Genomic DNA, 25,192 nt, shown 5'->3' with positions numbered 1-25,192 from the left:
ACACGGCCTTTTCCGCTGATGGAAGTCCGAGACAGTGCTCGGGCGCATTTCCGCAGCCGGAAAATCGCCCCATACCCCTTTGACCTGTGCTGCGCTCCTGTTGCGTAAACCAGATTTTGACGCTTTTTCAGTTATCACAGACCAAAACGCGTGGCCCTTCCCATGACCTTTGATCTGAGACGCACTTTTTGGATTTTCCGCTCTGGCCTCGCCCGGATCGCAGTCTTTGGCCTTGCCTCGCTGTTTTTTGCCGCCACATCCGCCTTTTCCGCACCATCCTGCCGGCTGGAAAGTTGGTTGAATACGCTCAATGACAGCGCCAACACCTATATCAAATCCCTCGGGACCGCCGACGAACTCCAAGCTGCCCGCATCTTCCGAACTGAAATGGACCGTTACGAGCGCGACAAATTGCTCAAACAAATCAACGCGGCGGACTTAGGCGCCAACGAACAAGCTCTTTTTGATTTCATCACCTCACGCCACCACTTGCTGGATCTACAGCGTGACAATTGGGGCGAAATGGCCAAGCGCTACGGCACGGACCCGCGCTTTTCGTCACAATCTCAAAGCTTGTCACATTTCCTCTCCGCAACCGAATGCGACCCCGATGCTCCGGATTTTCTCGAAGCCGATGGCAAGCAAAAATCAACATTCCTGCGTCGTGTTCGCGAGGGCATCAAAGAAATCGTCGATGTCGTGGCCTCTGAAGACCATGCCTCCTCCGCCCCTACAGCCCTGACCTTCGACCCCGAAAATTTCGATGAATTCCGCCCTGCGGTTGCCCCGCCCTCCGTCGCCGCGCCTGTGACCCTAAGCCCCTCGGGAAACGCCGCTTTTGCCCTTGGGATTTTCACTTTCATCTCCGCCATCACCTCTTGGGCGTGGATGCGCTATGGCATCGTGCAACGCCGCGCCACCCGCTATCCCTGCACCCTGCCTGTGGTGATTTTCGATGGAATCCTGCCGGTTTTCGGTGAGGTGCTCGATCTGAGCCAAATCGGCGCGAAACTCGAAACCACGCTGGAACTGCGCGACCGCCAGAAAATCAAACTCACCATCGGCCCTGTTGTGTGCAAAGCCCGCGTGATGTGGCGCAGCAATTATTTTATCGGTGTGAAATTTGACAAACTGCTCACCGAGGCTGAGATGAAATACCTTTTGGAGGAGTTTGCCCAAAAAATCAGTTCTGAGCGCGCCAAGACGCAGGCCCTTGGCCAGAATTTTATCCCGCCCGCCTATGACGCGGCAGCGTTGAAACAGGCGCTCCTGTCCTCGGATTGGGGCGAGGACGCACTGGATGACACCCCCTCACCAGATCCTGATCTGGCCGCCTGATCCATCGCTCTCCCCTCAAAGAGGCTCATGCAAAATAAAAACGGCGCTGTAAAACAGCGCCGTTTTAAAACTTTACGATCCTGATTTAGGATCAAAGCCGACTTAAGAGGCTTCCGTGATGAACTTCACTGCGTCGCCAAAAGTCTGGATGGTCTCGGCTGCATCGTCCGGAATCTCAATGCCAAACTCTTCTTCAAAAGCCATAACCAGCTCAACTGTGTCGAGGCTGTCAGCGCCAAGATCGTCGATGAAGGACGCCGTTTCCGTCACTTTGTCCTCTTCAACGTCGAGATGCTCGACAACGATCTTTTTCACGCGATCTGCGATGTCGCTCATGTTCTTTCCTCATAGTTTGGGGCGAAGTGCCCACATTAGCTTTGGCCCTTGGGCCGCTCTTCTTACATGTCCATTGCGAAACGATACTCAAGTCTTCGCTACGGCATACACCATGTCGCTTTCGCTCCCAAGGCCCAATCTTCGCTGCTCATAGCACAATCCTCCCCCGTGGCAAATGGTTTGTGACCCCACGTTGGACCCAACATGCCAAAAGGCTTTTTTACGCTCAAAGCATCGCCATCCCGCCGTTGACATGCAACGTGGTCCCGGTGGTGTACCCGGATTCTTGCGACGCCAAATACACCACGGCCGCCGCAATCTCTTCCGGCGTGCCCATCCGTGCCGCCGGAATTTGTGCGTTGATCTTGCCTTTTTGATCGTCGCTCAATTTGTCCGTCATCGCCGTGGCAATAAATCCGGGCGCCACACAGTTCACCGTGATCCCGCGCGATGCGACCTCATAGGCCAGCGACTTCGACATGCCGACCATGCCCGCTTTCGAGGCCGCATAATTGGCCTGACCGGGGTTGCCCGTCGCGCCTACGATCGAAGAAATATTCACAATCCGGCCCCAACGCGCCTTCATCATGCCACGCATCACGCCTTTGCACAGCTTCATCGTCGACGTCAGGTTCACGTTCAACACGCTGTCCCATTCGTCATCCGACATCCGCATGAACAGGTTGTCACGGGTGATGCCGGCGTTGTTGACCAAAATATCAACCGAGCCCATCGCCTCAGCCGCCTGTTTCGGCAGCGCCTCAACCGCCTCTTTGTCGGACAGGTTGCAGGGCAACACATGGCGCGCGCGCCCAATTCTGCGGCCAGTGCCTCCAGCGGCTCAACCCGTGTGCCAGACAGCGCAACTGTGGCCCCCGCCTCATAAAGCGCCTTGGCAATCGCGCCGCCAATGCCACCCGATGCCCCCGTGACCAGCGCATTTTTTCCTGTCAGATCAAACATGTGACTCTCTCCCGAAGCGTCCTGCTTCTTTTGTCTTTCAATATTCCGGGCAATATCCCGTGGTGAGCCGATCCTTGCAAAAGGTCCGGCGAGGGGCCGCGCCCCTCCCCTTTAACTTTTCAGTTTCGCGATGTCTTCGGGCGTGCCGATGGCTGTGCAGACGATGCTCTTGTCAATCCGCCGCACCATGCCGGACAGCGCCTTGCCCGCGCCGATTTCCCACATCTCGGTGACGCCCTGCGCCGCCATATAGCCCACGCTCTCACGCCAGCGCACGGACCCCGTCACCTGTTCAACCAAAAGCGATCGGATCGTCGCCGGGTCCGTCACGGCAGCGGCACGCACATTGGCCACCAGCGGCACGACAGGCACATGAATATCAACATTATCAAGGGCCTCGGCCATCACATTCGCCGCAGGCCTCATCAAAGCACAATGGAACGGTGCGGACACTGGCAGCAAAACGGCCCGTTTCGCGCCCTTGCCCTTGGCGATCTCGACCGCGCGTTCCACCGCCTCTTTGTGGCCAGAAACCACAACTTGACCCGGATCATTGTCATTGGCCGCCTGACAGACCTGTCCTTGGGCGGCCTCTTCGGCGATCTCTTTGACCGCCTCAAAATCCAGCCCCAAAAGCGCCGCCATGGCGCCCACTCCGACGGGCACAGCCTTTTGCATCGCTTCTCCGCGAATGCGCAAAAGCCGTGCGGTATCGCCAATGCTCAAAGATCCAGCCGCGGCCAATGCGGAATATTCGCCCAGAGAATGCCCGGCGACAAAGGCGGCATCCGTTACCGCATAGCCTTCGGCCTCAAGCGCACGTAGCGCCGCCAAAGAGGTCGCCATCAGCGCCGGTTGGGCGTTTTGCGTCAGGGTCAACGCCTCGATCTCACCATCCCAAATCAGCACTGAGAGCTTTTCGCCAAGCGCCTCATCCACCTCATCAAAAATCGCTTTTGCTGCGGGATAAGCCTCGGCCAAAGCCTTGCCCATCCCAATCGTCTGAGCCCCTTGCCCCGGAAACACGAATGCGCGCGTCATCTTCGCCCCCTCCATATGCCGCTCTGAAGGCGGCCATGTTTTCATTTGGATTTAAGTTGGGCATTGGTCTACCCGCCCAACAGGCGCGCGGCAAGCCCGAGCAGGCGCATTTCGAACCGGCACCGGCCCGCGATCGTAAGACTAGATTGGATACGGATCAAATGCAGGTCAAATGTTCAGGCACACCATGACTCGACCGCCGCGGTTCAACTCGGATTTCTGATATATTTTGGCCCCTCCAGGGTATGCACCATGCCATCATGGATCGGGCACGGGATGCGTCCCGCCTCAATCGCGTCGATATGGTCTTCAAGCGCGCCAGAAAAATCGAAATTCGCCCCCGCAGCCATGCCCAAAAAGCCAGCCAACACAACGGCAAAGACCGCAGCAAAGAAAACGCCCTGCCCCCAGGCCCAATAGGGTACGGCAGATACGGCATCGGGTTTTCCGGCCACGCGGTTCAGTTTCATCCGTGTAAAATACATGGTCATCACCTTTATCTCTGCCCGCAGAGTAACGCCTGACGTAGGGGCAATATCCAGCAAAAGATCAGGCATTGGTTAATGACCCTAAAATCAACTTTAGTGTTTAAAATTAATATATTAATATGAACAATCCCCCCAAACACAGTGCCTTAACGACGGATTATTTACCGTTTTTATCATCGCATATTTTCATAAAATTTTAAAAGACATGGCATCAACGCGGCCCCGTCACATCGTGACGACCGGATGTGGCCATCGCCATCTTCTCAAGCCATCTTCTCAAGACTTCCACATCACGCTTCACTGCCCCTTAAGTAATGGTTAAGAAAGGCATGCATCCCCCATGGGTTCGGCGCCGCTCTGCGTAATTTGGACCTTGAACCAAACCCCAAGATGCGTATAAGGGCACATCCTTTTCACACGACATGTGAACCGCGCAGCCTCTCGTGGACGGGCCGTGAAAAGGCCAAAATGCCCGCCCTATGAAATGCGCTTGATTTATGAACTGGAGTCTCCATGCCGCTATACGAGCATGTCTTCATTGCGCGTCAGGATCTGTCCAACGCGCAGGCCGAAGGTCTCATCGAACATTTTGGCACCGTCCTCGCCGACAACGGCGGTAAACTCGTCGAGCACGAGTACTGGGGCGTCAAAACGATGGCTTACAAGATCAACAAAAACCGCAAGGGCCACTACGCCTTCCTGCGCACCGACGCCCCGTCGGAAGCCGTGCAGGAAATGGAACGCCTGATGCGTCTGCATGATGATGTGATGCGTATTCTCACCATCAAAGTCGACGAGCACAAAGAAGGCCCGTCCGTCCAAATGCAGAAACGTGACGAGCGCGAAGAGCGCCGCCCGCGTCGCCCTTGATCTTAGGAAAGGACCTAACCTATGGCCGCTAAACCATTTTTCCGCCGTCGCAAAGTCTGCCCGTTCTCCGGCGACAACGCGCCCGCGATTGACTACAAAGACACCCGCCTTCTTCAGCGCTACATCTCTGAGCGTGGCAAGATCGTGCCAAGTCGTATCACCGCAGTCTCTGCGAAGAAACAGCGTGAGCTGGCTCGCGCCATCAAACGCGCCCGTTTCCTCGCCCTGCTGCCCTACGCCGTGAAGTAAGGAGAAAGCACATGCAAGTTATCCTTCTCGAACGCGTGGCCAAACTCGGTCAAATGGGCGATGTCGTTTCCGTCAAAGACGGTTACGCGCGCAACTTCCTTTTGCCGCAAGAGAAAGCGCTCCGCGCCTCCGACGCCAACATCAAGGCGTTTGAAGCTCAGAAAGTGCAACTCGAAGCCCGCAACCTGGAAACCAAAAAAGAAGCCGAAGCCGCGGCCGCCAAACTCGACGGTCAGATCTTTGTTGTGATTCGGTCCGCTTCCGATTCTGGTTCGCTCTATGGTTCTGTCACCCCGCGTGACGCTGCAGACGCTGCCGAAGCCGCTGGTTTCACCGTCGATCGCAAACAGATCGCTCTCAAAGCTCCGATCAAGGACCTTGGCCTGCACGAGTTGCACGTCCTGCTCCACCCGGAAGTTGACGCCACCATCGTTCTCAACGTGGCGCGCTCTGTCGAAGAAGCAACGCTTCAGGCCGAAGGCAAATCCATTCAGGAACTCGCCGCTGAAGCCGAAGCTCAGGCTGAATTCGAAATCTCCGAACTCTTCGACGACATGGGTTCGGCTGCGAATGACGACGACGATTACGATTCTGCTCCGGCATCCGACGAAGCCTAATCTTCTCGTCTCTCTGATCAGAAAGCCCCGCCAAATTGGCGGGGCTTTTTTGTGGCGATTGGCAACGCCAGTCCCGCCTCTATCTTGGTCCCATAGCTTCACGCCTCAGCGTATCCTTGCCGATGCCCCTGCCCTCGACGCTTCGGGTCTTGGCGAAACACAGCGCCCGTGGTTTTGTCCCCAAGAGCTTTCGGAGATCTTACATGCCTCACCCGACCCGCCGCGCCTTTATGCTGTCCACTCTCGCCTTCTCGACCCTTGCGCTCACCGCCTGCGGCCAGCGAGAACCAGAGGTCAGCCGCAGCGGCTATAACCCGCCGCTTTTCCCCAACGAAACGCCGGAACTGCGACAGCTCATCAACAAATGGGCTGACACCTACCAAATCCCGCGTGAATTGGTCCATCGTCAGGCCATCCGCGAGTCCACCCATCGCCCAGAGGCGCGCAACGGGCCCTATTACGGCCTGCTGCAAATCTTGCCGCAAACGGCGCGCACCATGGGTCACTCAGGCCCTGCAAGCGAGCTTTTGGACCCGAATGTAAACCTGAAATACGCCGGAAAATACCTGCGCGGGGCCTATATCGTGGCCGATGGCGATGTTGACACCGCGATGAAATGGTATGCGAAAGGCTATTACTACGAGGCCAAGAAAAAGGGCCTGCTTTATGAAACGGGCCTCAGAAGTTAGTCTGCAACGCAGCGAAATGGCAGAAACGACCCCGTCGCTCCCTCAGCCACAGCCATAAGCGACAGCATATCTGCAAGCTCTCGCTCTTCCGCCGTTCGGGGGCACACCGCCCCTCGAATGGCACAGCCCGCCTCAAGAAATACACGGTTGGCTGCGATGAACTCCGGGCTTAGCCCGTCAATCGTCTCACCATCTGTCGCCATATCCCAAGCCCGTTCAAACCGGACGCATTTCTCAGCCGTCCATTCCGGCGAAATCGCCTGTGCCGTCCCTGGCATCATCAGCATGCATAAAAGCCAAAAGCGCATTCTCTGACATCCTTCGCCCTGTGTCCTGTCAGGCCTTATCCAACAAAAAACCGCCCGTCAAACGGGCGGTCTTCTCATGCGCGGGTCTTAGCCTCAATCCTCGGTGGACATGATCTTCCAGATCACAGCCCCGATCACGGCCCCCACAAGGGGCGCGACCCAGAACAGCCAAAGCTGGCCCAAAGCATCGGTCTGGGCAAAAAGCGCAACTGCGGTCGAGCGCGCCGGGTTCACCGATGTGTTGGTCACCGGGATCGAGATCAGGTGGATCAACGTCAGGCCAAGCCCGATGGCAATCGGCGCAAACCCTGCCGGAGCACGCGCCGAGGTTGCCCCCAAAATGATGATCAAAAACACCGCCGTCAGCAGGGTTTCAATGATCAAAGCCGCCGTCATGCCATAGCCGTTTGGCGACAAGACCCCATAGCCGTTGGAGGCAAAGCCGCCCACGCCCTCAAACCCGGACTGGCCGGAGGCAATGGCATAGAGGGCGGCGGCAGCAAGGATGCCCCCCATCAGTTGCGCGCCCCAATAGGCCGGCAATTCGCCCGCCGGGTGACGCCCTGCCACCACCAGACCCAGCGTGACGGCCGGGTTAAAATGGCCGCCGGAAATCGACCCGACCGCATAGGCCATGGTCAAAACCGTCAATCCGAAGGCCAGTGCCACGCCCAGCCAACCGATCCCAACGTCCGGCGCCCCGGCAGCATAAATCGCGCTGCCACAGCCGCCAAAGACCAACCAAAACGTGCCGACACCTTCGGCCATAAGTTTCTTCAACATCGTCTTTCTCCAAATGTGATGCTCACGCATATGTGAGGATCACAGGATCGCGCATGGGGAAAATTTCCAATGTTGCAGCCATTCCCTTAGGGCACCCTAAAGCGCATCCATGCCGCGGAAAGAGGCGCGCATAAAAAAGCCGCCCCATTTCTGGAGCGGCTTGATCTGTCCCTCGTTCATTCAAACGAGTGGCCTGTCTTACTCTTCGTCGAGAGCTTCAACAGCCTTTTCGAGCTCTTCTTTCGAGATCTCTTTTTCGGTCACGTCAGCTTGCTCAGCGATCCAATCCACCACTTTGTCCTCGAACAAAGGCGCTTGGATTTGCTGACGCATCTGCGGGTTTTGCTGAACGAATTCAAAGAACTGGCGTTCCTGTCCCGGATATTGACGGGCCTGCGTCATCACCGCTTGGGTGAATTCCGCATCAGAGACTTGCAGCTCTTGTTTCTGACCGATGTCAGCCAGCAAAAGACCCAAACGCACGCGGCGCACGGCCAATGTGTTGTGCTCTTCGGTCACCTCGACTTCCGGGTGATCGTGGCCATGCACGTCCGGGTTTTCTTCGTGCCACAGTTGATGCGCGATCTGTTTGGCTTCGGCCTCAACCAAGGACGGCGGCAAGTCAAAGGACACGAGGCTGTCGAGCTGGTCCAAAAGACCGCGTTTCATCACAGCGCGCGCCGCACCGGCATATTCGGCTTCAAGACGCTCAGCGATTTGACCTTTGAGGGTCGCCAGATCTTCCACACCAAATTTTTTCGCCAGCTCATCATCAATCTCAGCATCCGCAGGTGCTTTGACCTCTTTGATTTTGCATTCAAACACAGCGGCTTTGCCAGCCAGGTTCTCGGCGCCATATTCCTCGGGGAAATTGACTTCGACGTTCTTTTCCTCGCCGGCTTTGGTGCCGACAAGCTGCTCTTCAAAACCTGGAATAAACGACCCGGAGCCCAGCGTGAGCGGGTAATCTTCGGCTGCGCCGCCTTCAAAAGGCTCGCCGTCGACTTTACCCAAGAAGTCGATCACTACCTGATCGCCATCTTCGGCCGCGCCGTCTTTGGCGGCAAAGTTCTGCGCGGTTTTGGCAAGGTTGGCCAAAGCATCGTCAACTTCTTTATCGGAGGCTTTCACCACCAGTTTCTCAAGTTTCACACCGGACAGGTCGGTCTCGGCGATCTCAGGCAGAGCTTCGTAGGTCATGGTGACAACAACGTCGTCGCCCTCTTTCCACTCTTCGCCCGCATCCATTTTGACATCGGGCTGAAGCGCCGGACGGTCGCCGGAGGCTTCAAAATGCTCGTTCATCGCGCCATCAACAGCGTCTTGCATGGCTTCGCCCAGCACACGCGGGCCGAACTGCTTTTTCAAAAGCGCCATCGGGACTTTGCCCTTACGGAAGCCCTTCATTTCGATCTCAGGCTGAGATTCTTTAAGCTTTGCATTGACTTTGGCGTCAAGCTCAGCGGCAGTGATCGTGATCTGATAGCCGCGCTTCAGACCTTCATTCAGGGTCTCGGTGACCTGCATCTTGGGCGTCCTTCTTACGTCTCTCTCAGGCCGCAACAAGGCGACCACTAAATCAGACGCCCTTCTAGGGGGTCAATGCCAATCGTGCAAGGCGATTCCAACCATCCGGTACAACCAGCCTTCGCTGCCCAAGGCGCCAAGCCGGTTCCGCTCCTGTGATGTGGAACAAAGGTCACAGTGAGGATCAAGATGATCCTTGGCATGCACTCAGGCACAAGTTTTCATCGACCCCCGGCCTGTCATCGGTTAACCCTCTGACATTGGATGCTTTCACCCTCCGGGACATCGACCATCCCGGACCACAAGTTCGACCCCGAAAGGTCGACCAGACCACTATAAAACCCGTATCCTCTGGGGGACTTTATGAATATTTCGACGTTTACCGGCCTGTCTTTGATTGTTTTTAGCCTTGCTGCCTGCGGCACCGCCGGAGGAGACGCGGACTCCAACAGTTCCGGGACGTCGCAAAGTGATTATGAAACCTACAACGCCGCCCATGACGCCATCGTGGACAACGATTTGGTCGCCACCGCCAGTGCTTTGGGCACTGCCGCCGCAAATGCGCGCAGTGACACGGTCGAAATGAGCGGCATTTATGGCATCCAATCCGATGACCTGCTCGGCACCGACGCGATCCTTGGTGAAATGTCGATGACCGCGAATTTCGGCAATGACACGGTGTCTGGTTCCATGACCAACAACTTCATTGCCTTTGATGATGCAAGCGGCGCGCATTCCGAGGCTCCGCCGAACCCCTCAGCGGCTCAATGACCTATGTGGGCACCGTGAGTGGGGACGGTATCGCAAGCCATTTTGATGGAATTTTGACCCGCACTGATGGCACCCAATATGATCTCTACGTCGATATGACGGGCACGTTCTATACGGTCACGGATGGGGCGCTCACCGAATTGGGCGCCATTGGCAATTTTGGTGGCAACATCACCGTGGTCGGGGACGCCACGGGCACAATCTATGACCTCACCGATGGGTACGACTTTGTTTCCCCAAACGGAAACGAAACCGGCTTTGTCGTTTGTGAAAGCCTGTGCAGCGGCGAATAAGCGCGATGCGCCTGATGCCATATCACGCAAGGCTTGCGCGCAGACCGAGACTGTTTGCCGCTTGCGTGATGGCGTTTGCCCTTCCCCTTTTGCCTCTCCCCGCGCACGCACTTGAACCGCAAGAGGTGATCGCAAACCTCGCCCGCGCGCAAGCCGATGCACGGACGGGCAAAAAAGAGAACGCCTACGACCGCCTGCGTTGGTTGTTGTTCACCGACACGGATCATCCGTCCCATAGCCTGACCTATCAAAAAGCCTTGGCCAAACTACGGGACGGCAAGCCCCTCACCTTTGGCACCTCGGCCGCCCTTGCCCCCTCAACCAACCTCAAACGCGCCAGCTCGAAGAGTTATTTTTACACTGACGGTGACACCTATTATCTCGGTGACAGTGGCAAAGATCACAGTGGCCTTGGCCTCAACCTCACCCTCTCCACCAGCGCCGCCCGCGCCTATCAGCCGGGGCGGGAAGTCTCGATTGGTGTGGATCTTGGCGGCAACCTCTACAGTGACCGCGACCTGTCTTCGGCCTTTCTACGCCTGAGGGTGGGCCACGAGTGGTACGACACCGGGGCCACTTACGCGCTCAGCCTGTTCCACGACATGGCGCAATATTCTGAACATGATGGAGACCCGTCGCTCGATTGGACCGCCTTCGGTCTCTCCCTGTCTGCGGCGCGAAAACTCGCCTCCGGTGACACACTGCGTGGCTCTTTCACCGCCAGTGACCGCAGTTCAGATGAGGCTTATTACGCCTATCGCGATGGCCTCACCACCGCGCTGTCCGTCGGCTACACGCACCCTCTGTCCCGCAAATCCCAGATCACTGTTCAAGGCACTCTGGAACAGGCCGATCTCACCCGTGAAAGCCTGTCCTATCGGTCGATCAAATTGGGCGCACGCTATGGCCGCACCACCGCCTCTGGCCTGTCTTGGGAATTGGGTGCTGCCGCCACGTTGCGGTCCTATGATGACACGTTCACCGCGCTGTCCTATGCCCGTGAGGATCAAGTCAATGAGGTGAGTTTGGGCCTGTCTCATGCCAAGCTCAAACTCGGCGACACCTCCCCCATGCTCTCTTGTACCCTACGCGATCACGGCTCAAACGTGGCGCTTTATGATTATAACGCGGTCGATTGTGCCCTCTCGTTTAGGCGCGATTTCTAGGCCTGGAACAAAGCCCCGGCGACGCCGCATTGCAGCGCAAATATCGACCATATTTCCTCCAAAAATCGGCATATCCTCCCATATTTCACCCAGCACCCTTTCATTTCGGCACGATATCTCCCCAAAATCGGGTGAAACTCTCGGCAACCACATCGCAATCCAACAGGAGATATTTATGCGCATCGGGTGCCCGAAAGAGATTAAACCCCAAGAATTCCGTGTCGGCCTCACCCCCGACGCTACGGCCGAAGCCGTAGCACATGGCCATACCGTCTTGATCGAAACCGGCGCGGGGGTTGGCGCGGGGTTCACCGATGACGATTATATCGCAGCCGGAGCAGAGATTGCCCCCGACGCCACCTCTGTCTTTGAGCGCGCCGACATGATCGTCAAAGTCAAAGAGCCGCAGCCGGTCGAATGTGCTCTGCTGCGCGCCGGTCAAATCCTCTTCACCTATCTGCACCTCGCCCCCGACCCCGTCCAAACCAAGGCGCTTTTGGCCTCTGGCGCGACCTGCATCGCCTATGAAACCGTGACCGACGCCCGCGGCGGCTTGCCGCTTTTGGCACCGATGTCCGAAGTGGCGGGTCGTTTGGCGCCGCAAGTTGGCGCATGGACCCTGCAAAAGGCCAATGGCGGGCGCGGCGTTTTGATGGGCGGTGTGCCGGGCGTGGCGCCTGCGCGTGTGCTGGTCATCGGCGGCGGGGTTGTTGGCACCCACGCGGCGCGGATTGCGGCGGGCATGGGCGCGGATGTCACCGTGTTGGATCGCTCCCTGCCCCGGTTGCGGCAACTGGACGATCAATTCGGCGGCATGTTCAAAACCGGCTACGCCTCCAAAGCCGCAACCATGGAATTGGCCCGCGCGGCCGATATGATCGTCGGCGCGGTCCTCATCCCCGGTGCTGCCGCCCCCAAACTGATCTCCCGCGATGAGTTGAAAGAGCTCAAACCCGGTGCGGTTCTGGTCGATGTGGCGATTGACCAAGGTGGCTGTTTTGAAACCTCGCGTGCCACCACCCACCAAGACCCGATCTATGAGGTCGATGGGGTGATGCATTACTGCGTCGCCAATATGCCCGGCGCGGTCGCGCGCAGCTCGACGCTGGCGCTTGGCAATGCCACGATGCCCTTTGTGTTGGCCTTGGCCGACAAGGGCTGGAAAGAGGCCTGCCGCACTGATCCCCACCTTTTGAACGGGCTCAATGTCCATGCCGGCCAACTGACCTACGCCGCCGTTGGCACAGCTCTGGGCCTCAGCGCGGTGCCTGCCGAAAGCGTGCTGTAAGCCGTTCAAACCACCAAGGCCCGCCTGTCTTTGGACGGGTGGGCCGATCCCGGCGAACGTAAGGGGCTGCGATGGGCAAATGGGAGGCCATGGACACAGAAATCCTCTGGCGTGATCGTCGTCCGGGTTTGGCTGCGTTGCGTCTTCTGTCCAGATTTTGCCGACCTAACTGTTCATAGGTCTTACCGTCCATCAGTCTCGACGCTCCCTTGTGCCACTCAAGGAAAGCGCATGGGACACGTCGCAAAAGACCGCAAAAGGCAATCTATTCAAACCGGATCATACCTGTTCATTGGCGAGGGCGAACCGAAGCTGGCGAAACAGAAAACCACGCCAACATCATCGCCCTCCAATCAGTACGAGCCCCGCCCCGTTAGGCGCTCCGCCCGCTTGACTGGCCGGACGGCGCTGCACTTAGTTTACCCAAAAGGGTGAATTATGCGAGACAAAGGACCATCGGCGGACTAGGACAGAACGCTCATGGCGCTCGCCGATCCTATTCGGCGGCGCATATTGCACTTTCGCCCCGAACCGCTGTCTGAGGTTCAACAATGGATCACGTCTCAGCAAGCCTTCTGGGCGAACCGGCTTCAAGCCATTGACGATCTTTTGACGGCCGAAGATGCGGCAACCGAAATTCCACTTCCAAGGAGAAAACGCATGTCCAGAAAGATTGAATCGAAGACGGCCCATGAATTCAAGGCGTCGGCCGATCCGGTCAAGCGACAGCACAGTCTCGCCGCGCCAGAATCAGGTGGCATAGGCTGCATTTCAGCGCGCGTTGAACGCCGCGGCGCCTAGCGCCTGCGCGATCAGATAGGTCTTCCCGTTCATCTTCCGTCTCCTTGTCCGGGGTGTCAGGCTTGGGTAAGGTGGGCATCGCCTACCGTCGGGCCAGACAACCCATGTCGGACAACGCCGCCGCAATGGCTTGGTCAAGCGGCGTATGCGGCTCGACACCGAGCAGGTCCACGAGACGGTGATTGTCGAAGTGCATGGGATGTTTCCACACCGGCTCGATCTCAAGGGCTTCCTTTGGAAACCCGCCAAAGGGGGCGGCGAGACGCATCATCCACCAAGGGAAGGCGCGTTCCGGCACATCGCTGCCCACGGTCCGGCGAACCGCATCGCGCATCTGCGTGCCGGTCGCATCCCAATGACCCGCGAACTGCACTGTTTCAAAGGCACGCAATTGTTCGGGGATTGCCATAAGGCCGGCGAAGGTCGCCGCGAGATCGGGCAGATAAGCATAGGCATGGGGAACGCCCAACGCCAGGCTCGTGAATTTGCGCACCGGCTGTCCCGGCTGCACCATCGCCTGCGTGAACCAACTCGCCCGCGTTCCCGGGCCGAAGAAGTCGCCTGCGCGCACGATGAGCGAAGGGACCTCCGGGGCCGCGTCCGCCAGTTTCCGCTCTAGCGCGACACGGATTTTGCCCTTCGTGGTGCGCGCATTCTGCGGGCTGTTCTCATCAATCACGGTGGTGCGTGCCGGGTCGTAATTATAGACCGTGCCGGGCAGCACGATGCGGGCGCCGCCAGTCGCCCGGGCGGCTGAAAGCGTGTTGTCGATCATCGGCAGCACCAGCGACGACCAGTTGCGATAGCCCGGCGGATTGACGGCATGGACGATAGCCGCAACACCCTCTCCCAGCGTGGCCGCGCGAATGACGGAGGCCACGTCCATCGCATCACCAGCGATGAACTGCGGTGTCGGGCAAATATGCCGCCAGCCGAATGTGGCCGCTTCGGTGTTCCGACACAAGGCGCGGACCTGCCATCCCTCGCAGATGAGCCTGGCGGCGATAGCCCCGCCAACGCCGCCAGTGGCGCCAAGAACGAGAGCGGTCCGATCGGTCGCCCCGCGGCCTGCATTTGTAGAAACAGTCTGAACCATAAGTGATCTCCTTTGGATGAGGAGAGCTTCGGTTAAATTTGATTGTAAGAAAATTGCCAATTCTTTGCTAACTGCTTATAAGAAATTTATGAGCAAGACCGTAGATTGGAACGATCAGTGTGCCTTTCTGGCCGTGATGGAAACCGGTAGCCTGTCGGCTGCTGCACGTCGCTTGGGGCTGTCCCAACCGACAATGCGCGCGCGCATCGAGGGGCTTGAGGCTCTGCTTGGCACGGCACTGTTCACCCGGTCGGTGCATGGGCTGATACCCACGCCAACCGCCAAGGCAATGGCCGCGCCCGCCCGCGCAATGGCACATGCCTCGGAGGCCATGCTGCGCGCAGCTTCGGCGGATTCGACAATGGCGGCAGGCCGGGTTCGGCTCAGTGTCTCCGAATTCGTGGGGATCGAGGTTCTGCCGCCCATGCTCCGCAGTCTGCGCAACAAGTATCCACAACTCACCGTCGAATTCGAACTGAGTAATGCCAGCGCGGACCTGCTCGACCAGCAGGTCGATGTCGCGGTGCGGATGCATCCCCCGGAGCAATCCGCCCTTGTGACGAAAAAGGTGCCTTCGATCCCTCTCGGCTTCTTCGCGCATCGTGATTATCTGGAGACCTATGGCCGTCCCGGCTCAAAGGCCGAGATCGGCAACCATCTGTTCATCGGACCGGATCGCAATCGCGGGGACTTGGCCGTTGCCGCGCTGATTGATGACCCGGCCCGCATTCGCTGGATTGCGCGGACGGACAGCCATCCAGCACAGCTCGCACTCGCTCGCGCCGGCCTTGGCATTGCCGTCACGCAGATTCCCACGGCGGCGCGTTACCCTGAACTGGAACGCCTGTTGCCGGACATAGATCTTCCACAACTCCCGACATGGATCGTGGCGCACGAGAATCTGCGTCATCTACCGCGCGTCGCAGCACTCTTCGATCATCTGGTCGAGGCGTTTGAGGCCTATGGCAACCGCCCGCACATTCAGCAGTGACCTCCAATGCAGAGCGGCGAAAACTTCACCATTTTCCCGATGTCGCCGATATTATCCACGGTTTCGCCGCCTGATTCAGCGTAAAGCCCGATCTTAGGAACTTATAACAGCATCATGATGCTCATTTTGTTGAGATCTCGCCCGATATTCGGTCACGCTTGATCTCGCGACGGTCGCGAGGCGGATGACGAAACGCACGCGCGTCGTGAGGGTCGGAGCACCAGACATGAGCTACGCCACGCCTTACGCGCGCCAAACCCCGCCTTGCCATACCCGAAAAACTTGACCGTTTTATAGACCCTGAATTTCATCCCAAGGTTTGCTTCCTTAGCGAGGCTAGGATGAACAGCAGAGTTGAATTTATTGCAAAGTGGGGAACGACCGGGAAAACGCGAACATAAATCCACATAAACCCCTTTAAAAACAAGATGTTAACATAAATAAGTGGCGGAGGAGGTGGGATTCGAACCCACGGTACGCTTTCACGCACGCCGGTTTTCAAGACCGGTGCATTCGACCACTCTGCCACTCCTCCTAGAGCCGTAAAGCGGGTTCGGACAGGATTAGCCTCCCTGTTTTGATTCTAAAACCCATGACATTCACTTCTTTACCTTTCCTCCGCCGATTTTCGCCCAACACCGCACGCGGGGCTTTCCAGTTTGGGGCTCTGAGGTTAGACTGCACACAATCTATGTGCGCCCTGCCGTGTCAGGCCGGAAGAGTACATTGAAACTGAGCAGAACTGATCAGAGCAAATAAGACCCGTGCCGCAACAGGCACGCATAAGGGATCACGGGGCAACAACATGGGCAATATCATGGGCAATTCCATGCGCGCAGGGCACGCAGAGGCCGGGCAAACCGCACAGGCCGACCGCTACATCACATCCAAAGGCAGTTTCTCACGCAAAATGCGTCTGGCTTTGTTGGTCTCCTCCGCCCTTGCCCTTGCGGCCTGTCAAGACGGGCAAAGCTTTTTCGAAAGCTTGAAAGCGCCGGCAAACCGCCCCGCGCCCGCCTCGACGTCGACCAAATTGGTTGAGCGCGACGTCGAAGCGCCCGATGTGTTTCAGGTCACAGACAAGGGCCTTTGGGACGGGCGCCCGTCGCTCGGCGGGGTTTGGGTGGCCCATGCCAAGGTCACAGACCCCGAACGCGTGATCATTCGCAACACCGAAAATGGCAAATTCGTCATCGGCGCGCTGTTCAAACGCGAAGTCACCTCCCCCGGCCCCGGCGTTCAGGTCTCGTCTGATGCGGCCGACGCGCTTGGCATGTTGGCGGGGTCTCCGGCCGAGTTGAACATCACCGCGTTGCGGCGCGAAGAAGTGGCCCCAGAGCCGGAAACCGTGGCGACCATCGCCGAAGCGGAAGCCATCGCGGCGGCCCCCTTGGATGACCCCATCGCCGACGTCGCCGCCACTTTGGACGCGATCGACGCGCCCGTCCCAGCTCCCGTTGCCACCGCAAAACCACCTGCGCCCAAAGCTGCGGCATCGACAATGGACAAACCCTATTTGCAGATCGGAATTTTCTCGGTCGAGGCCAATGCCGAACGCACCGTTCAAATGCTCGCCTCGCAAGGGCTTGTCGCGACCGTCAAACCCGGCGATTCCAACGGCAAATCCTTCTGGCGCGTTGTGGTCGGCCCGGCGTCTTCCGCCTCCGAACGCGACGCTCTTCTCGAAAAAGTGAAAAAAGCGGGCTTCACGGACGCCTATTCTGTGACCCATTAAGGGCCTGTTCCAAGCCCGAACCCTGAGAGGCCGATGGGGGCCGCCGCACCGATGGCCCTTGTTCGTCCCCTCTGGCCATAAGACCAAGGATTGATACCTCTCCATGTTCCGCACGCTACCTCAAACCACGTTTCGCCGCATCTTTCGTCGCTTTACCCAAAGCCTCGTTGTCTGCCTCACCCTGACGGGTGCCGCTACGCCCGCCGCCGCCTTTGAAACGCGGGCGGGGGCGGCCTGGGTCTATGATTTGACCAGCGAAACGCTGTTGATGGACAAAAACTCCCAAACCCCGCTGCCGCCGGCGTCGATGTCAAAACTGATGACGCTTAACATGTTATTTGAGGCCCTGCGTGATGGTCGGGTGACATTGGACACTCAGTTTTCTGTCTCAACCCGGGCCAAAAGCATTGGCGGCTCCACCATGTTTCTCAACGAAACCGATCGTCCCAGTGTCGAAGACCTGATCCAGGGCATCATCGTGCTGTCGGGCAACGACGCCTGTGTCGTGGTGGCAGAGGGGCTTGGCGGTACCGAGGACAATTTCGCCCGCCTGATGAATGACCGCGCCAAGGCGCTTGGCATGAACAATTCGACCTTTGCCAATGCCTCCGGCTGGCCCAACCCAAATCAACGGATGTCAATGCAGGATCTGGGTACGCTGGCGATCCGCTTGATCACCGAATTTCCGGAATATTACGGCTATTTTGGTCAGTTGGAATTCCCCTATGACAACCGCGCGCCGCAAAACCGACACAACCGCAACCCGCTGTTGAAACTTGGCATTGGTGCAGACGGGCTGAAAACCGGCCACACCGAGGAGGCCGGATATGGTCTGGTCGGCTCGGCCACGCAAGGTACACGCCGGGTGGTGTTTGTGCTCTCGGGGCTCGACTCGATGGCGGATCGGGCGCAGGAATCTGAGCGTGTCGTCAACTGGGCCTTTCGCCAATTCGCCGAAAAACCCATTGCCGAAAAGGGCCATGAATTTGCCAAGGCGCAGGTCTGGATGGGTGATGACACCGAGGTCGGTTTGGTCGCGGGCGAAGATATTTCGGTGCTCCTGCCCGGCTCCCAACTTGAGGACGGCAGCGCAAAGGTGGTCTACACTGGCCCATTTGAGGCCCCGATCACCCAAGGCGATGTTTTGGCCGAGCTGGTGATCGCACGCCAGGACCTGCCCGAAGCGCGCATTCCCTTGATCGCAGACCGCTCCATCGCGCGCGGCGGGTTGGTCCCGCGCTTGCGCACCGCCTTCGTGGTGCTTAAGGACAAGTTGGAGGGACAAACGGGATTGGCCGTGTCCGAATAGACGAACCAACACCGACAGGAGCGCCATGTTCATCAGTTTCGAGGGCATCGACGGGTCCGGCAAGTCCACCCAAGCCCGGCTTTTGGCCGAGACTCTGCGCGCGGCGGGCTTTGACGTGATCCACACCCGCGAACCGGGCGGCTCCAAAGGTGCCGAAGAAATCCGCGCGCTGGTGCTCGAAGGCGACCCGGATCGTTGGTCGGCGGAGACCGAAATTTTGCTCTTCACCGCGGCGCGCCGCGATCACATGGAAAAAACCATCCTCCCCGCGCTGAACGCCGGACAGGTGGTGATCTGTGATCGCTTCGCCGATTCCACCCGCGTGTTCCAAGGCGTCACCCGTGGCGATCTTCAGGCCAAGGTCAACCGTTTGCATGACGAGATGATCGGGATCGAACCGGACATGACCCTGTTGTTTGATATGGACCCCGCCCTTGGATTGGCCCGTGCCAAGGGCCGCCAAACCGTCGAAGAGCGGTTTGAAGATTTCGGTCAGGATTTTCAGGAAAAATGCCGCGCCGCGTTTTTGGCACTGGCGCAGACCTACCCACGCTTCACCGTGATTGACGCCGGACGCGACATTGACGTGGTGGCGCGCGAGGTGGCCGATCTGGTCACCACCCGCCTGAGCGCAGGCACGCCACAACAGGCCCAGCCATGAGAGCCCCCGTTGGCGAGATCGAAGAACTGCCCGAGGCCGATTGCGCCCCCGGAGCGCCGCATCCGCGCAAAACCACGACGCTGTTTGGTCAAGCCCATGCCGAGGCCGCTTTCCTTGAGGCTTTCACCTCGCATCGCCTGCATCACGCCTGGCTGATCACCGGCCCGCGCGGCGTCGGCAAGGCCACGCTCGCATGGCGCATTGCCCGGTTTTTGCTGTCTCAACCGGTTGAGGGCCAAGACGGGCATACCGGAGAGGGGGCGGGTCTTTTTGGCGAGGCCCCGCCTGTCCCCACCCATCTCGACATCGGCCATGACAACCCGATCTATCGCCGCTCGGCACAATTGGCTGAACCGCGTCTGTGCCTGATCCGGCGCACCTGGGATGAGAAGAAAAACAAATTCGGCGCCGGGATTTCCGTCGATGAAGTCCGTAAGCTCAATGGGTTTTTCCAAATGTCGGCCGCCGACGGCGGGCGCCGCGTGGTGATTGTCGACAGCGCCGATGAGATGAACGTCTCCGCCGCCAACGCCCTGCTCAAGACCTTGGAAGAGCCGCCGAAACATTCCACGCTTTTGCTGATTTCGCATCAACCGACCCGGCTTTTGCCGACCATCCGCTCGCGTTGTCGCGAATTGCGTCTTGGCCCGCTTGTGCCTGATGATTTGGCCCGCGCTCTTGACGCGGCGGGCTTTGACGGCGCAGAGCAGTCAGACGCATTGGCTGAACTGTCAGCCGGATCAGTTGGGGAGGCGCTGCGCTTGACGAATTTGGACGGATTGGCCGCCTATCGCGATGTGGTGGCGCTGTTTGCCACCCTGCCCCAGTTGGATCGGGGCCGGGCGTTGAAATTGGCCGAGGCCTGTGTCGGTCCGGCCAATGTGGACCGTTACGAATTGACCCTTGGGTTGATGGATCGGTTTTTGACCCGTCTGGCCCGCACCGGAGCCGGACGTCCGCCGATTGTCGAGGCCGCCCCCGGTGAGGCCGATGTGATGCGTCGCTTGGCCCCCGATGGCTTTGCTGCCCGCGATTGGGCGGTGTTGCAACAAGAGCTTTCGGCCCGCGCCGCCCATGCCAAGGCCGTCAACCTTGACCCCGCCGCCTTGATCCTAGATATGGTATTTAAGATCAATGACACGGCCACCCGGATCGCTGGATAAGGCGGTTGCGCAGGGTGCGGCCAGACAGATTTAGAGCAGCCCCATGACCACGCCTCCCCTCATCACTGACAGCCATTGCCACATTGATTTCCCTGACTTTGCCGAGGAATTGCCCGCGGTGATCGCCCGCGCGATGGACGCAGGCGTGCACCGGATGGTGACGATCTGCACCAAGCTGAAAAACGTCGACCAAGTCAAAGCCATCTCCGAGGCCTATGCGCCGGTGTTTTGGGCGGCGGGCACCCATCCGATGTCCGTGGCCGAGGAACCGATGGTGACGGTTGAGGACTTGGTGGCACTGGCGCAGCACCCGAAATTTGTCGCCATTGGCGAAACAGGTTTGGATTATCATTACACCGCCGAGAGCGCCGAGGTGCAAAAGCACAGTCTGCGCCTGCATATCGAGGCGGCGCGCCAGACCCAATTGCCGCTGATCATCCATGCCCGTGGCGCGGATGAGGACATGGCGCAACTGTTGACCGAAGAATACAAGATCGGCGCTTATCCCTGCGTCATGCATTGTTTTTCCTCTTCGCGCGCCTTGGCGGAGGCGGCGCTTGCGTTGAACTGTTACCTGTCGATGTCTGGGATCACGGCGTTTCCGAAATCCGGTGAGCTCCGCGATATTTTCCGCGACGTGCCAAAAGACCGCATTCTGGTCGAAACCGACAGCCCCTATCTGGCCCCGCCGCCGCATCGCGGACGGCGCAATGAACCGGCCTACACCGCCAAAACTGCCGCCATCGCCGCCGAGACCTTTGGCATGGACTACGCCGCGTTTGCCGCCCTCACCGAGGCCAATTTCGAACGACTGTTCACCAAGGCCGTGCTCCCCGAGGGTCCGAAATGAGCGCGCGTTTTACTATTTTAGGCTGTGGCTCCTCGGGCGGTGTGCCGCGCATTGGCGGGATTTGGGGCGATTGCGATCCGAACAACCCTAAAAACCGCCGGATGCGCTGTTCCGCCTTGGTCGAGCGCGATGGCCCCGGCGGCACCACCACCGTGTTGATCGACACTTCACCCGACATGCGCGAACAGTTGTTGATGGCGGGCACAGCGCGGCTCGATGGGGTGATTTACACCCATCCCCATGCCGATCACGTCCATGGTCTCGATGACCTGCGCCAGATCGTGTTCAACATGCGCGAGCGGGTCAAAGTCTGGGCCGACAGTGAGACGGAAAACGATCTGATCTCACGCTTTGGCTATGCCTTTGTGCAGCCCGAGGACTCGAATTATCCGCCGATTTTGGACCTTCATGCCATTCGCGGCCCGGTGACCATCGACGGTCCCGGCGGGCCGATCACCTTTACACCGATCCCGGTCAATCACGGTCAGATCGACGCCCTTGGCTTTCGCATCGGCGATCTGGCCTATATCCCAGATGTGCTCACAATCCATGAGGCCAGTTGGCCCCTGCTCGACGGGCTTGATACCTTTGTGATCGACGCGCTGCGCTATAAACCACATCCGTCCCATGCCCATTTGGCGCTCACATTGGACTGGATCGACCGCCTTGCCCCCCGCCGTTCCGTGTTGACCAATATGCATGTCGACATTGATCACGATACGGTCGACGCCGAGACCGCCGATCATATCACCCCGGCCCATGATGGCATGGTCTTGCCCATCACGGGCGCGATCTGACATGCAAGCACTGATCGACGTCATCTTGCCGGTGTTCATTGTCATTGGCTTTGGCTATGTGGCGGCGTGGCGGCGGTGGGTGGCGGATGCGACCATCGACGGGGTGATGAAATTCGCTCAAAACTTTGCCGTGCCGACGCTGTTGTTCGCCGGCATTGCCCGGATTGATTTGGCGCATAATTTTCACCCACCAATCCTGATCTCCTTTTACGCAGGGGCGTTTTCGGGCGGGATTTTTGGCTTTTTGGGCGCGCGCTACCTGTTCAAACGCGATCTGACCGACAGTGTCGCCATCGGCTTTATCGGGTTGTTTTCCAATTCGCTCCTGCTTGGCATTCCGATCACCGAGCGCGCATATGGGGCCGATGCGCTGAGTTGGAATTTCGCGATCATTTCGATCCATGCGCCGCTGCTCTATGCCATTGGCATCACCGCGATGGAGCTGGCACGCACGGCGGGTCAGGGTCTTTCGGCGATGCGATTGATCCGGCAAATCGGCACTGCGATCCTGCGAAATCCCTTGGTTTTGGGCATTTTGGCCGGATGGATCGTCAATGTTGGCGGCATCCGCTTGCCGCAACCGATCTGGGACGCGGTGTTCATGATGAACAAAGCGGCGATCCCGGCGGCGCTGTTCGGGTTGGGCGGTGTGTTGCTGCGCTATCGGCCCGAAGGCGACATGCGCGTCATCGCTTGGGCGGTGTTCGCCTCACTCGTCCTGCACCCGGCCGTCACCTATGGCTTGGCGCATTTTGGCTTTGGTCTTGCGACCCCGCCTCTGCGGTCCGCCACGATCACCGCCGCCATGGCACCCGGCGTCAATGCCTATCTGTTCGCCAATATGTACGGGGTTGCGAAACGAGTGGCCGCCTCGTCGGTGTTGATCGCCACGGCACTGTCGATCATCACCATCTGGTGTTGGCTGGCGATCTTGCCATAATGGCGCAACGCGCCCCGGTCAGATAGGGATACGCGGGCGGACCGTATATCTGTGTTGTCACAAGCTCGGCCTTGACGGGATCAAAACCGGCACATGGCACACGCAAGATCGCTTCGAGCGCGGGGAAAAGACCGAAAAGTTCGGCCCTTGCCACGCGGTCAAACCCCGACAACGCAAAGCGTCCGGGATAAAGGCTTTCCGACAGGGCCCCATTTGCGACGATCACCGCATGACGCGGCAGCAACAGGTGGTGATAGCACACCTCCCGTTTGCCACGCGCCACGCGCACCCCCGCCTGTGTCGACAACAGATGTTTGGCACGTGCAAAAACCCGGTGCGCGCCCGCATCCGGGCTGAACCGGGGGTCAGGCACATAAATCCCATGTTGCGGCGAAACCAAAAGATCGCCGCGATTGCCAAACGTGCCGTCGCGGATCAGCACCGGCAAAAGTTCGGGATGTTCAGCCAAAATATCACGCCCCAGGCAGCGCTTGCCATGCCACAACACCGGCTGCGGTCCGGCCCCAAGCGTCGCTACCAGATCCCCCGCACGCAAATTTTCGACAGGCACTTCACCCGAAGGGGTCATGATCCGGGTGCCCGAGACATAACAGGGAATGCCGATGGAATAGAGTTCCGGCGCGGTATCGACCTGTGAGGGCGCGACGCCCCAAAGCGTGACGCTTTCGCCATTCGGAAAGGTCAAAACCGCGCCACCGGCCCCATCATCGCCGACCACCACATCCCATGCATTGACCGGATTGCCATTGGTGTCGGTCAAGGCGGAGACATCAAACTGATCATTGGTGAGGCCGTTTAGATCATCATCCCCCATGTCAAAATCAGTAATGGCATCAAAACCTGAGCCGTCCTGAAGGACGAACACATCCTCCTCAGACCCGCCCGAGAGCGTGTCATTCCCGGTGCCACCGTCGATGATGTCATAGCCTTCACCACCATAAATAATATCGACGCCATCGCCGCCATAAAGCTCGTCATGACCCGTTTCACCGGCGATAAAGTCGTCCCCCGTGCCGCCATAAATCTCATCATGACCGCCGCCGCCGTAGAGGGTGTCGTTGCCGCCTCCGCCATAGAGCGTGTCATCGTAAACGTATTCCGAGCCGCCGACGTCATCAATGAGATCATCGCCTTTGCCGCCATACACCGTGTCGCCGTCCGACTGGGTCGCGCCGCCCGTTCCATAGTAAATCGTATCGTTGCCATCGCCGCCATAGACGGTATCGGCGCCGCCGCCGGAGTAGACGGTGTCATTCCCGCCCCCCGCTTCGATCTGATCGGAAAAGCCACCCCCGTCATAGGTCTGGCCTGTTGCGGCATCATAGGGCGACCAGGAAAAATCACTGTAATTGGGGACGGTTCCCAAACTGGTATCGACGTTGTCCACGGCGGAGACCGAATAGGTGACGCCGGGAACGATGGGTGGGTTGGTGAGGATCGCTTGCTCACCGCCGCCAATTTCGACCACATAGACATAGACAATATTGCCCTCGCCATCGGAGAGGGTGATGCGATCTTCGAGGTAAATCCGACCGCTGGCTAAGGTATTGCCAGACGAATCTTTAATGGTCCCCAATTGGTTGCTGTCACTGCCAACCTCATCAAAATTGGCGTCACCGTGAAAGAGCCCCTCATCATCGGTGACGTTGACCTGAAGATAATCAGTGGCCGCGTCCCAAGTGGGCGCAAGTTGGATGACATCGCCCGGAGCAACCGTTGCAGAGCCCGTGGACGAATAAAAATCACTTAGAGCATATCCCCGAAGAGTGTAGGTCGACATCTTCCCCCCAAAAAGGCCGCATTAGGGCCCAGCACAGCGGGATTAACGTTAAAAAACCAGTGCTGATAAAAGGTGAATCCGCGCCGACAACCTTGCTAAAATTTGATTTTATTGCCGCCGAATGGCGTGAGATTATGGGGTGGGACCAAAGGCCTGTGACGGCAAACTCCGCCGCCCCCCCCTGAATAAGCCTCCAAATTTCACATGAATTGCTCAAACCTGCCCCAATCCCGCCTCAAACCAGCGTCAGAGCATTAACCAAGATCCGCAAAGGTGTGCTGAAACGCATGCTTTGTGCGGGCGTTGGATTTTGACCTCGTA

General features: G+C 58.5%; 26 protein-coding genes, 1 tRNA gene and 1 pseudogene. 18 read left to right on the top strand and 10 right to left on the bottom strand.

From position 1 onward, the window contains the following. Positions 1-162 precede the first annotated feature (162 nt). On the top strand, positions 163-1,338 hold the full coding sequence (locus C8029_RS02230; RefSeq protein WP_009571389.1) for a PilZ domain-containing protein: 1,176 nt from the start codon (positions 163-165) through the stop codon (positions 1,336-1,338). A 102-nt stretch (positions 1,339-1,440) separates the two neighbouring features. On the opposite strand, the gene C8029_RS02225 is transcribed toward C8029_RS02230, so the two are convergent. The 4 genes and pseudogenes from C8029_RS02225 to C8029_RS02210 all read right to left on the bottom strand — a co-directional run bounded on the left by C8029_RS02225 (position 1,441) and on the right by C8029_RS02210 (position 4,169). Further along, positions 1,441-1,674, bottom strand: a complete 234-nt coding sequence (locus tag C8029_RS02225) for an acyl carrier protein (RefSeq protein WP_009571390.1) — start codon at positions 1,672-1,674, stop codon at positions 1,441-1,443. 226 nt (positions 1,675-1,900) lie between these two features. Further along, a pseudogene (gene fabG, locus C8029_RS02220) lies at positions 1,901-2,637 on the bottom strand (3-oxoacyl-[acyl-carrier-protein] reductase). Between the two features lie 111 nt (positions 2,638-2,748). After that, the gene (fabD, locus tag C8029_RS02215; RefSeq protein ID WP_009571392.1) at positions 2,749-3,678 is read right to left on the bottom strand and encodes an ACP S-malonyltransferase; all 930 of its coding nucleotides are present in this window, start codon (positions 3,676-3,678) and stop codon (positions 2,749-2,751) included. Positions 3,679-3,884: 206 nt separating this feature from the next. Continuing rightward, the gene (locus tag C8029_RS02210; RefSeq protein WP_152002135.1) at positions 3,885-4,169 is read right to left on the bottom strand and encodes a hypothetical protein; all 285 of its coding nucleotides are present in this window, start codon (positions 4,167-4,169) and stop codon (positions 3,885-3,887) included. A 510-nt stretch (positions 4,170-4,679) separates the two neighbouring features. On the opposite strand from C8029_RS02210, the gene rpsF reads away from it, so the two are divergent. The 4 genes from rpsF (at position 4,680) to C8029_RS02190 (ending at position 6,591) form a co-directional block, all read left to right on the top strand. After that, entirely contained in the window at positions 4,680-5,036 is a 357-nt protein-coding gene (gene rpsF / locus C8029_RS02205; RefSeq protein WP_009571394.1) for a 30S ribosomal protein S6, read from the top strand. A 21-nt stretch (positions 5,037-5,057) separates the two neighbouring features. Then, positions 5,058-5,285, top strand: coding sequence for a 30S ribosomal protein S18 (gene rpsR, locus C8029_RS02200; protein ID WP_005852865.1), 228 nt, complete (start codon positions 5,058-5,060; stop codon positions 5,283-5,285). Positions 5,286-5,296: 11 nt separating this feature from the next. After that, positions 5,297-5,902 (top strand): 50S ribosomal protein L9, encoded by a 606-nt coding sequence (gene rplI, locus C8029_RS02195; RefSeq protein ID WP_009571395.1) that lies wholly within the window; start codon positions 5,297-5,299, stop codon positions 5,900-5,902. 203 nt (positions 5,903-6,105) lie between these two features. Further along, positions 6,106-6,591, top strand: coding sequence for a lytic transglycosylase domain-containing protein (locus tag C8029_RS02190; RefSeq protein WP_193217572.1), 486 nt, complete (start codon positions 6,106-6,108; stop codon positions 6,589-6,591). On the opposite strand, the gene C8029_RS02185 is transcribed toward C8029_RS02190, so the two are convergent. From C8029_RS02185 to tig, 3 genes are all read right to left on the bottom strand, one after another. Then, positions 6,588-6,899, bottom strand: a complete 312-nt coding sequence (locus tag C8029_RS02185; protein WP_152002133.1) for a hypothetical protein — start codon at positions 6,897-6,899, stop codon at positions 6,588-6,590. The two genes, C8029_RS02190 and C8029_RS02185, sit on opposite strands and share 4 nt — an antisense overlap. Positions 6,900-6,992: 93 nt before the next feature. Beyond that, positions 6,993-7,682, bottom strand: a complete 690-nt coding sequence (gene aqpZ, locus C8029_RS02180) for an aquaporin Z (protein ID WP_009571398.1) — start codon at positions 7,680-7,682, stop codon at positions 6,993-6,995. Positions 7,683-7,880: 198 nt separating this feature from the next. Next, complete coding sequence (gene tig / locus C8029_RS02175) at positions 7,881-9,209, bottom strand: trigger factor (RefSeq protein ID WP_152002132.1); 1,329 nt, start codon at positions 9,207-9,209, stop codon at positions 7,881-7,883. A gap of 363 nt (positions 9,210-9,572) precedes the next feature. Here tig and C8029_RS02170 point away from each other — a divergent pair, with 363 nt between their 5' ends. The 5 genes from C8029_RS02170 (at position 9,573) to C8029_RS21945 (ending at position 13,528) form a co-directional block, all read left to right on the top strand. Beyond that, complete coding sequence (locus C8029_RS02170; protein ID WP_152002131.1) at positions 9,573-9,980, top strand: hypothetical protein; 408 nt, start codon at positions 9,573-9,575, stop codon at positions 9,978-9,980. Continuing rightward, the gene (locus C8029_RS02165; protein ID WP_152002130.1) at positions 9,977-10,273 is read left to right on the top strand and encodes a hypothetical protein; all 297 of its coding nucleotides are present in this window, start codon (positions 9,977-9,979) and stop codon (positions 10,271-10,273) included. Before C8029_RS02170 ends, C8029_RS02165 begins: the two co-directional genes overlap by 4 nt. Before the next feature lie 68 nt (positions 10,274-10,341). Further along, complete coding sequence (locus tag C8029_RS02160) at positions 10,342-11,439, top strand: surface lipoprotein assembly modifier (protein WP_193217571.1); 1,098 nt, start codon at positions 10,342-10,344, stop codon at positions 11,437-11,439. Positions 11,440-11,614: 175 nt separating this feature from the next. After that, positions 11,615-12,727 (top strand): alanine dehydrogenase, encoded by a 1,113-nt coding sequence (gene ald / locus C8029_RS02155; protein WP_009571402.1) that lies wholly within the window; start codon positions 11,615-11,617, stop codon positions 12,725-12,727. A 480-nt stretch (positions 12,728-13,207) separates the two neighbouring features. Further along, positions 13,208-13,528 (top strand): hypothetical protein, encoded by a 321-nt coding sequence (locus C8029_RS21945; RefSeq protein WP_009571403.1) that lies wholly within the window; start codon positions 13,208-13,210, stop codon positions 13,526-13,528. Positions 13,529-13,610: 82 nt separating this feature from the next. Here the strand turns inward: C8029_RS21945 and C8029_RS02145 are convergent, their stop codons facing one another. Beyond that, positions 13,611-14,624 carry an NAD-dependent epimerase/dehydratase family protein gene (locus C8029_RS02145; RefSeq protein ID WP_152002128.1) on the bottom strand — a complete coding sequence of 338 codons (1,014 nt, stop codon included), beginning with the start codon at positions 14,622-14,624 and terminating at the stop codon, positions 13,611-13,613. A gap of 88 nt (positions 14,625-14,712) precedes the next feature. Here C8029_RS02145 and C8029_RS02140 point away from each other — a divergent pair, with 88 nt between their 5' ends. After that, positions 14,713-15,615: a LysR family transcriptional regulator gene (locus C8029_RS02140; protein WP_193217570.1), complete on the top strand. Its 903-nt coding sequence runs from the start codon at positions 14,713-14,715 to the stop codon at positions 15,613-15,615. A gap of 445 nt (positions 15,616-16,060) precedes the next feature. Here C8029_RS02140 and C8029_RS02135 read toward each other — a convergent pair. Next, positions 16,061-16,150, bottom strand: a tRNA-Ser gene (locus C8029_RS02135). A 270-nt stretch (positions 16,151-16,420) separates the two neighbouring features. On the opposite strand from C8029_RS02135, the gene C8029_RS02130 reads away from it, so the two are divergent. The 7 genes from C8029_RS02130 to C8029_RS02100 all read left to right on the top strand — a co-directional run bounded on the left by C8029_RS02130 (position 16,421) and on the right by C8029_RS02100 (position 23,070). Continuing rightward, complete coding sequence (locus C8029_RS02130) at positions 16,421-17,350, top strand: SPOR domain-containing protein (RefSeq protein WP_152002127.1); 930 nt, start codon at positions 16,421-16,423, stop codon at positions 17,348-17,350. A 103-nt stretch (positions 17,351-17,453) separates the two neighbouring features. Further along, a complete protein-coding gene (locus C8029_RS02125) occupies positions 17,454-18,659 on the top strand; it encodes a D-alanyl-D-alanine carboxypeptidase family protein (protein WP_009571415.1) in 1,206 nt (401 codons plus the stop codon). 25 nt (positions 18,660-18,684) lie between these two features. Then, on the top strand, positions 18,685-19,320 hold the full coding sequence (gene tmk / locus C8029_RS02120; RefSeq protein ID WP_009571416.1) for a dTMP kinase: 636 nt from the start codon (positions 18,685-18,687) through the stop codon (positions 19,318-19,320). Next, entirely contained in the window at positions 19,317-20,483 is a 1,167-nt protein-coding gene (locus C8029_RS02115; protein ID WP_009571417.1) for a DNA polymerase III subunit delta', read from the top strand. The genes tmk and C8029_RS02115 overlap by 4 nt, the downstream gene beginning before the upstream one ends. A gap of 43 nt (positions 20,484-20,526) precedes the next feature. Beyond that, positions 20,527-21,333, top strand: a complete 807-nt coding sequence (locus C8029_RS02110) for a TatD family hydrolase (protein WP_009571418.1) — start codon at positions 20,527-20,529, stop codon at positions 21,331-21,333. Further along, positions 21,330-22,130, top strand: a complete 801-nt coding sequence (locus C8029_RS02105; protein ID WP_152002126.1) for an MBL fold metallo-hydrolase — start codon at positions 21,330-21,332, stop codon at positions 22,128-22,130. Before C8029_RS02110 ends, C8029_RS02105 begins: the two co-directional genes overlap by 4 nt. Position 22,131: 1 nt before the next feature. Continuing rightward, complete coding sequence (locus tag C8029_RS02100) at positions 22,132-23,070, top strand: AEC family transporter (RefSeq protein ID WP_009571420.1); 939 nt, start codon at positions 22,132-22,134, stop codon at positions 23,068-23,070. On the opposite strand, the gene C8029_RS02095 is transcribed toward C8029_RS02100, so the two are convergent. Continuing rightward, a complete protein-coding gene (locus C8029_RS02095) occupies positions 23,036-24,871 on the bottom strand; it encodes a Hint domain-containing protein (RefSeq protein WP_009571421.1) in 1,836 nt (611 codons plus the stop codon). The genes C8029_RS02100 and C8029_RS02095 overlap by 35 nt on opposite strands. Positions 24,872-25,192: the final 321 nt, after the last annotated feature.

The organism is Roseobacter sp. TSBP12 (assembly GCF_009129705.1).
Classification (GTDB): Bacteria; Pseudomonadota; Alphaproteobacteria; order Rhodobacterales; family Rhodobacteraceae; genus Celeribacter; species Celeribacter baekdonensis_A.
The sequence above is the reverse complement of the archived record's forward strand: the minus strand, read 5'-3'. Positions and strand labels throughout refer to the sequence as shown.

Coding starts and splice junctions, on each gene's coding strand:
- C8029_RS02095 (WP_009571421.1), bottom strand. CDS start 24,871: ATGTCGACCTACACTCTTCGGGGATATGCTCTAAGTGATTTTTATTCG.
- tmk (WP_009571416.1), top strand. CDS start 18,685: ATGTTCATCAGTTTCGAGGGCATCGACGGGTCCGGCAAGTCCACCCAA.
- rplI (WP_009571395.1), top strand. CDS start 5,297: ATGCAAGTTATCCTTCTCGAACGCGTGGCCAAACTCGGTCAAATGGGC.
- tig (WP_152002132.1), bottom strand. CDS start 9,209: ATGCAGGTCACCGAGACCCTGAATGAAGGTCTGAAGCGCGGCTATCAG.
- C8029_RS02140 (WP_193217570.1), top strand. CDS start 14,713: ATGAGCAAGACCGTAGATTGGAACGATCAGTGTGCCTTTCTGGCCGTG.
- fabD (WP_009571392.1), bottom strand. CDS start 3,678: ATGACGCGCGCATTCGTGTTTCCGGGGCAAGGGGCTCAGACGATTGGG.
- C8029_RS02125 (WP_009571415.1), top strand. CDS start 17,454: ATGTTCCGCACGCTACCTCAAACCACGTTTCGCCGCATCTTTCGTCGC.
- C8029_RS02170 (WP_152002131.1), top strand. CDS start 9,573: ATGAATATTTCGACGTTTACCGGCCTGTCTTTGATTGTTTTTAGCCTT.
- C8029_RS02185 (WP_152002133.1), bottom strand. CDS start 6,899: ATGCGCTTTTGGCTTTTATGCATGCTGATGATGCCAGGGACGGCACAG.
- C8029_RS02145 (WP_152002128.1), bottom strand. CDS start 14,624: ATGGTTCAGACTGTTTCTACAAATGCAGGCCGCGGGGCGACCGATCGG.
- rpsR (WP_005852865.1), top strand. CDS start 5,058: ATGGCCGCTAAACCATTTTTCCGCCGTCGCAAAGTCTGCCCGTTCTCC.
- ald (WP_009571402.1), top strand. CDS start 11,615: ATGCGCATCGGGTGCCCGAAAGAGATTAAACCCCAAGAATTCCGTGTC.
- C8029_RS02225 (WP_009571390.1), bottom strand. CDS start 1,674: ATGAGCGACATCGCAGATCGCGTGAAAAAGATCGTTGTCGAGCATCTC.
- C8029_RS02115 (WP_009571417.1), top strand. CDS start 19,317: ATGAGAGCCCCCGTTGGCGAGATCGAAGAACTGCCCGAGGCCGATTGC.
- C8029_RS02105 (WP_152002126.1), top strand. CDS start 21,330: ATGAGCGCGCGTTTTACTATTTTAGGCTGTGGCTCCTCGGGCGGTGTG.
- C8029_RS02160 (WP_193217571.1), top strand. CDS start 10,342: ATGGCGTTTGCCCTTCCCCTTTTGCCTCTCCCCGCGCACGCACTTGAA.
- aqpZ (WP_009571398.1), bottom strand. CDS start 7,682: ATGTTGAAGAAACTTATGGCCGAAGGTGTCGGCACGTTTTGGTTGGTC.
- C8029_RS02110 (WP_009571418.1), top strand. CDS start 20,527: ATGACCACGCCTCCCCTCATCACTGACAGCCATTGCCACATTGATTTC.
- C8029_RS21945 (WP_009571403.1), top strand. CDS start 13,208: ATGGCGCTCGCCGATCCTATTCGGCGGCGCATATTGCACTTTCGCCCC.
- C8029_RS02165 (WP_152002130.1), top strand. CDS start 9,977: ATGACCTATGTGGGCACCGTGAGTGGGGACGGTATCGCAAGCCATTTT.
- C8029_RS02130 (WP_152002127.1), top strand. CDS start 16,421: ATGGGCAATATCATGGGCAATTCCATGCGCGCAGGGCACGCAGAGGCC.
- C8029_RS02190 (WP_193217572.1), top strand. CDS start 6,106: ATGCCTCACCCGACCCGCCGCGCCTTTATGCTGTCCACTCTCGCCTTC.
- C8029_RS02230 (WP_009571389.1), top strand. CDS start 163: ATGACCTTTGATCTGAGACGCACTTTTTGGATTTTCCGCTCTGGCCTC.
- rpsF (WP_009571394.1), top strand. CDS start 4,680: ATGCCGCTATACGAGCATGTCTTCATTGCGCGTCAGGATCTGTCCAAC.
- C8029_RS02210 (WP_152002135.1), bottom strand. CDS start 4,169: ATGACCATGTATTTTACACGGATGAAACTGAACCGCGTGGCCGGAAAA.
- C8029_RS02100 (WP_009571420.1), top strand. CDS start 22,132: ATGCAAGCACTGATCGACGTCATCTTGCCGGTGTTCATTGTCATTGGC.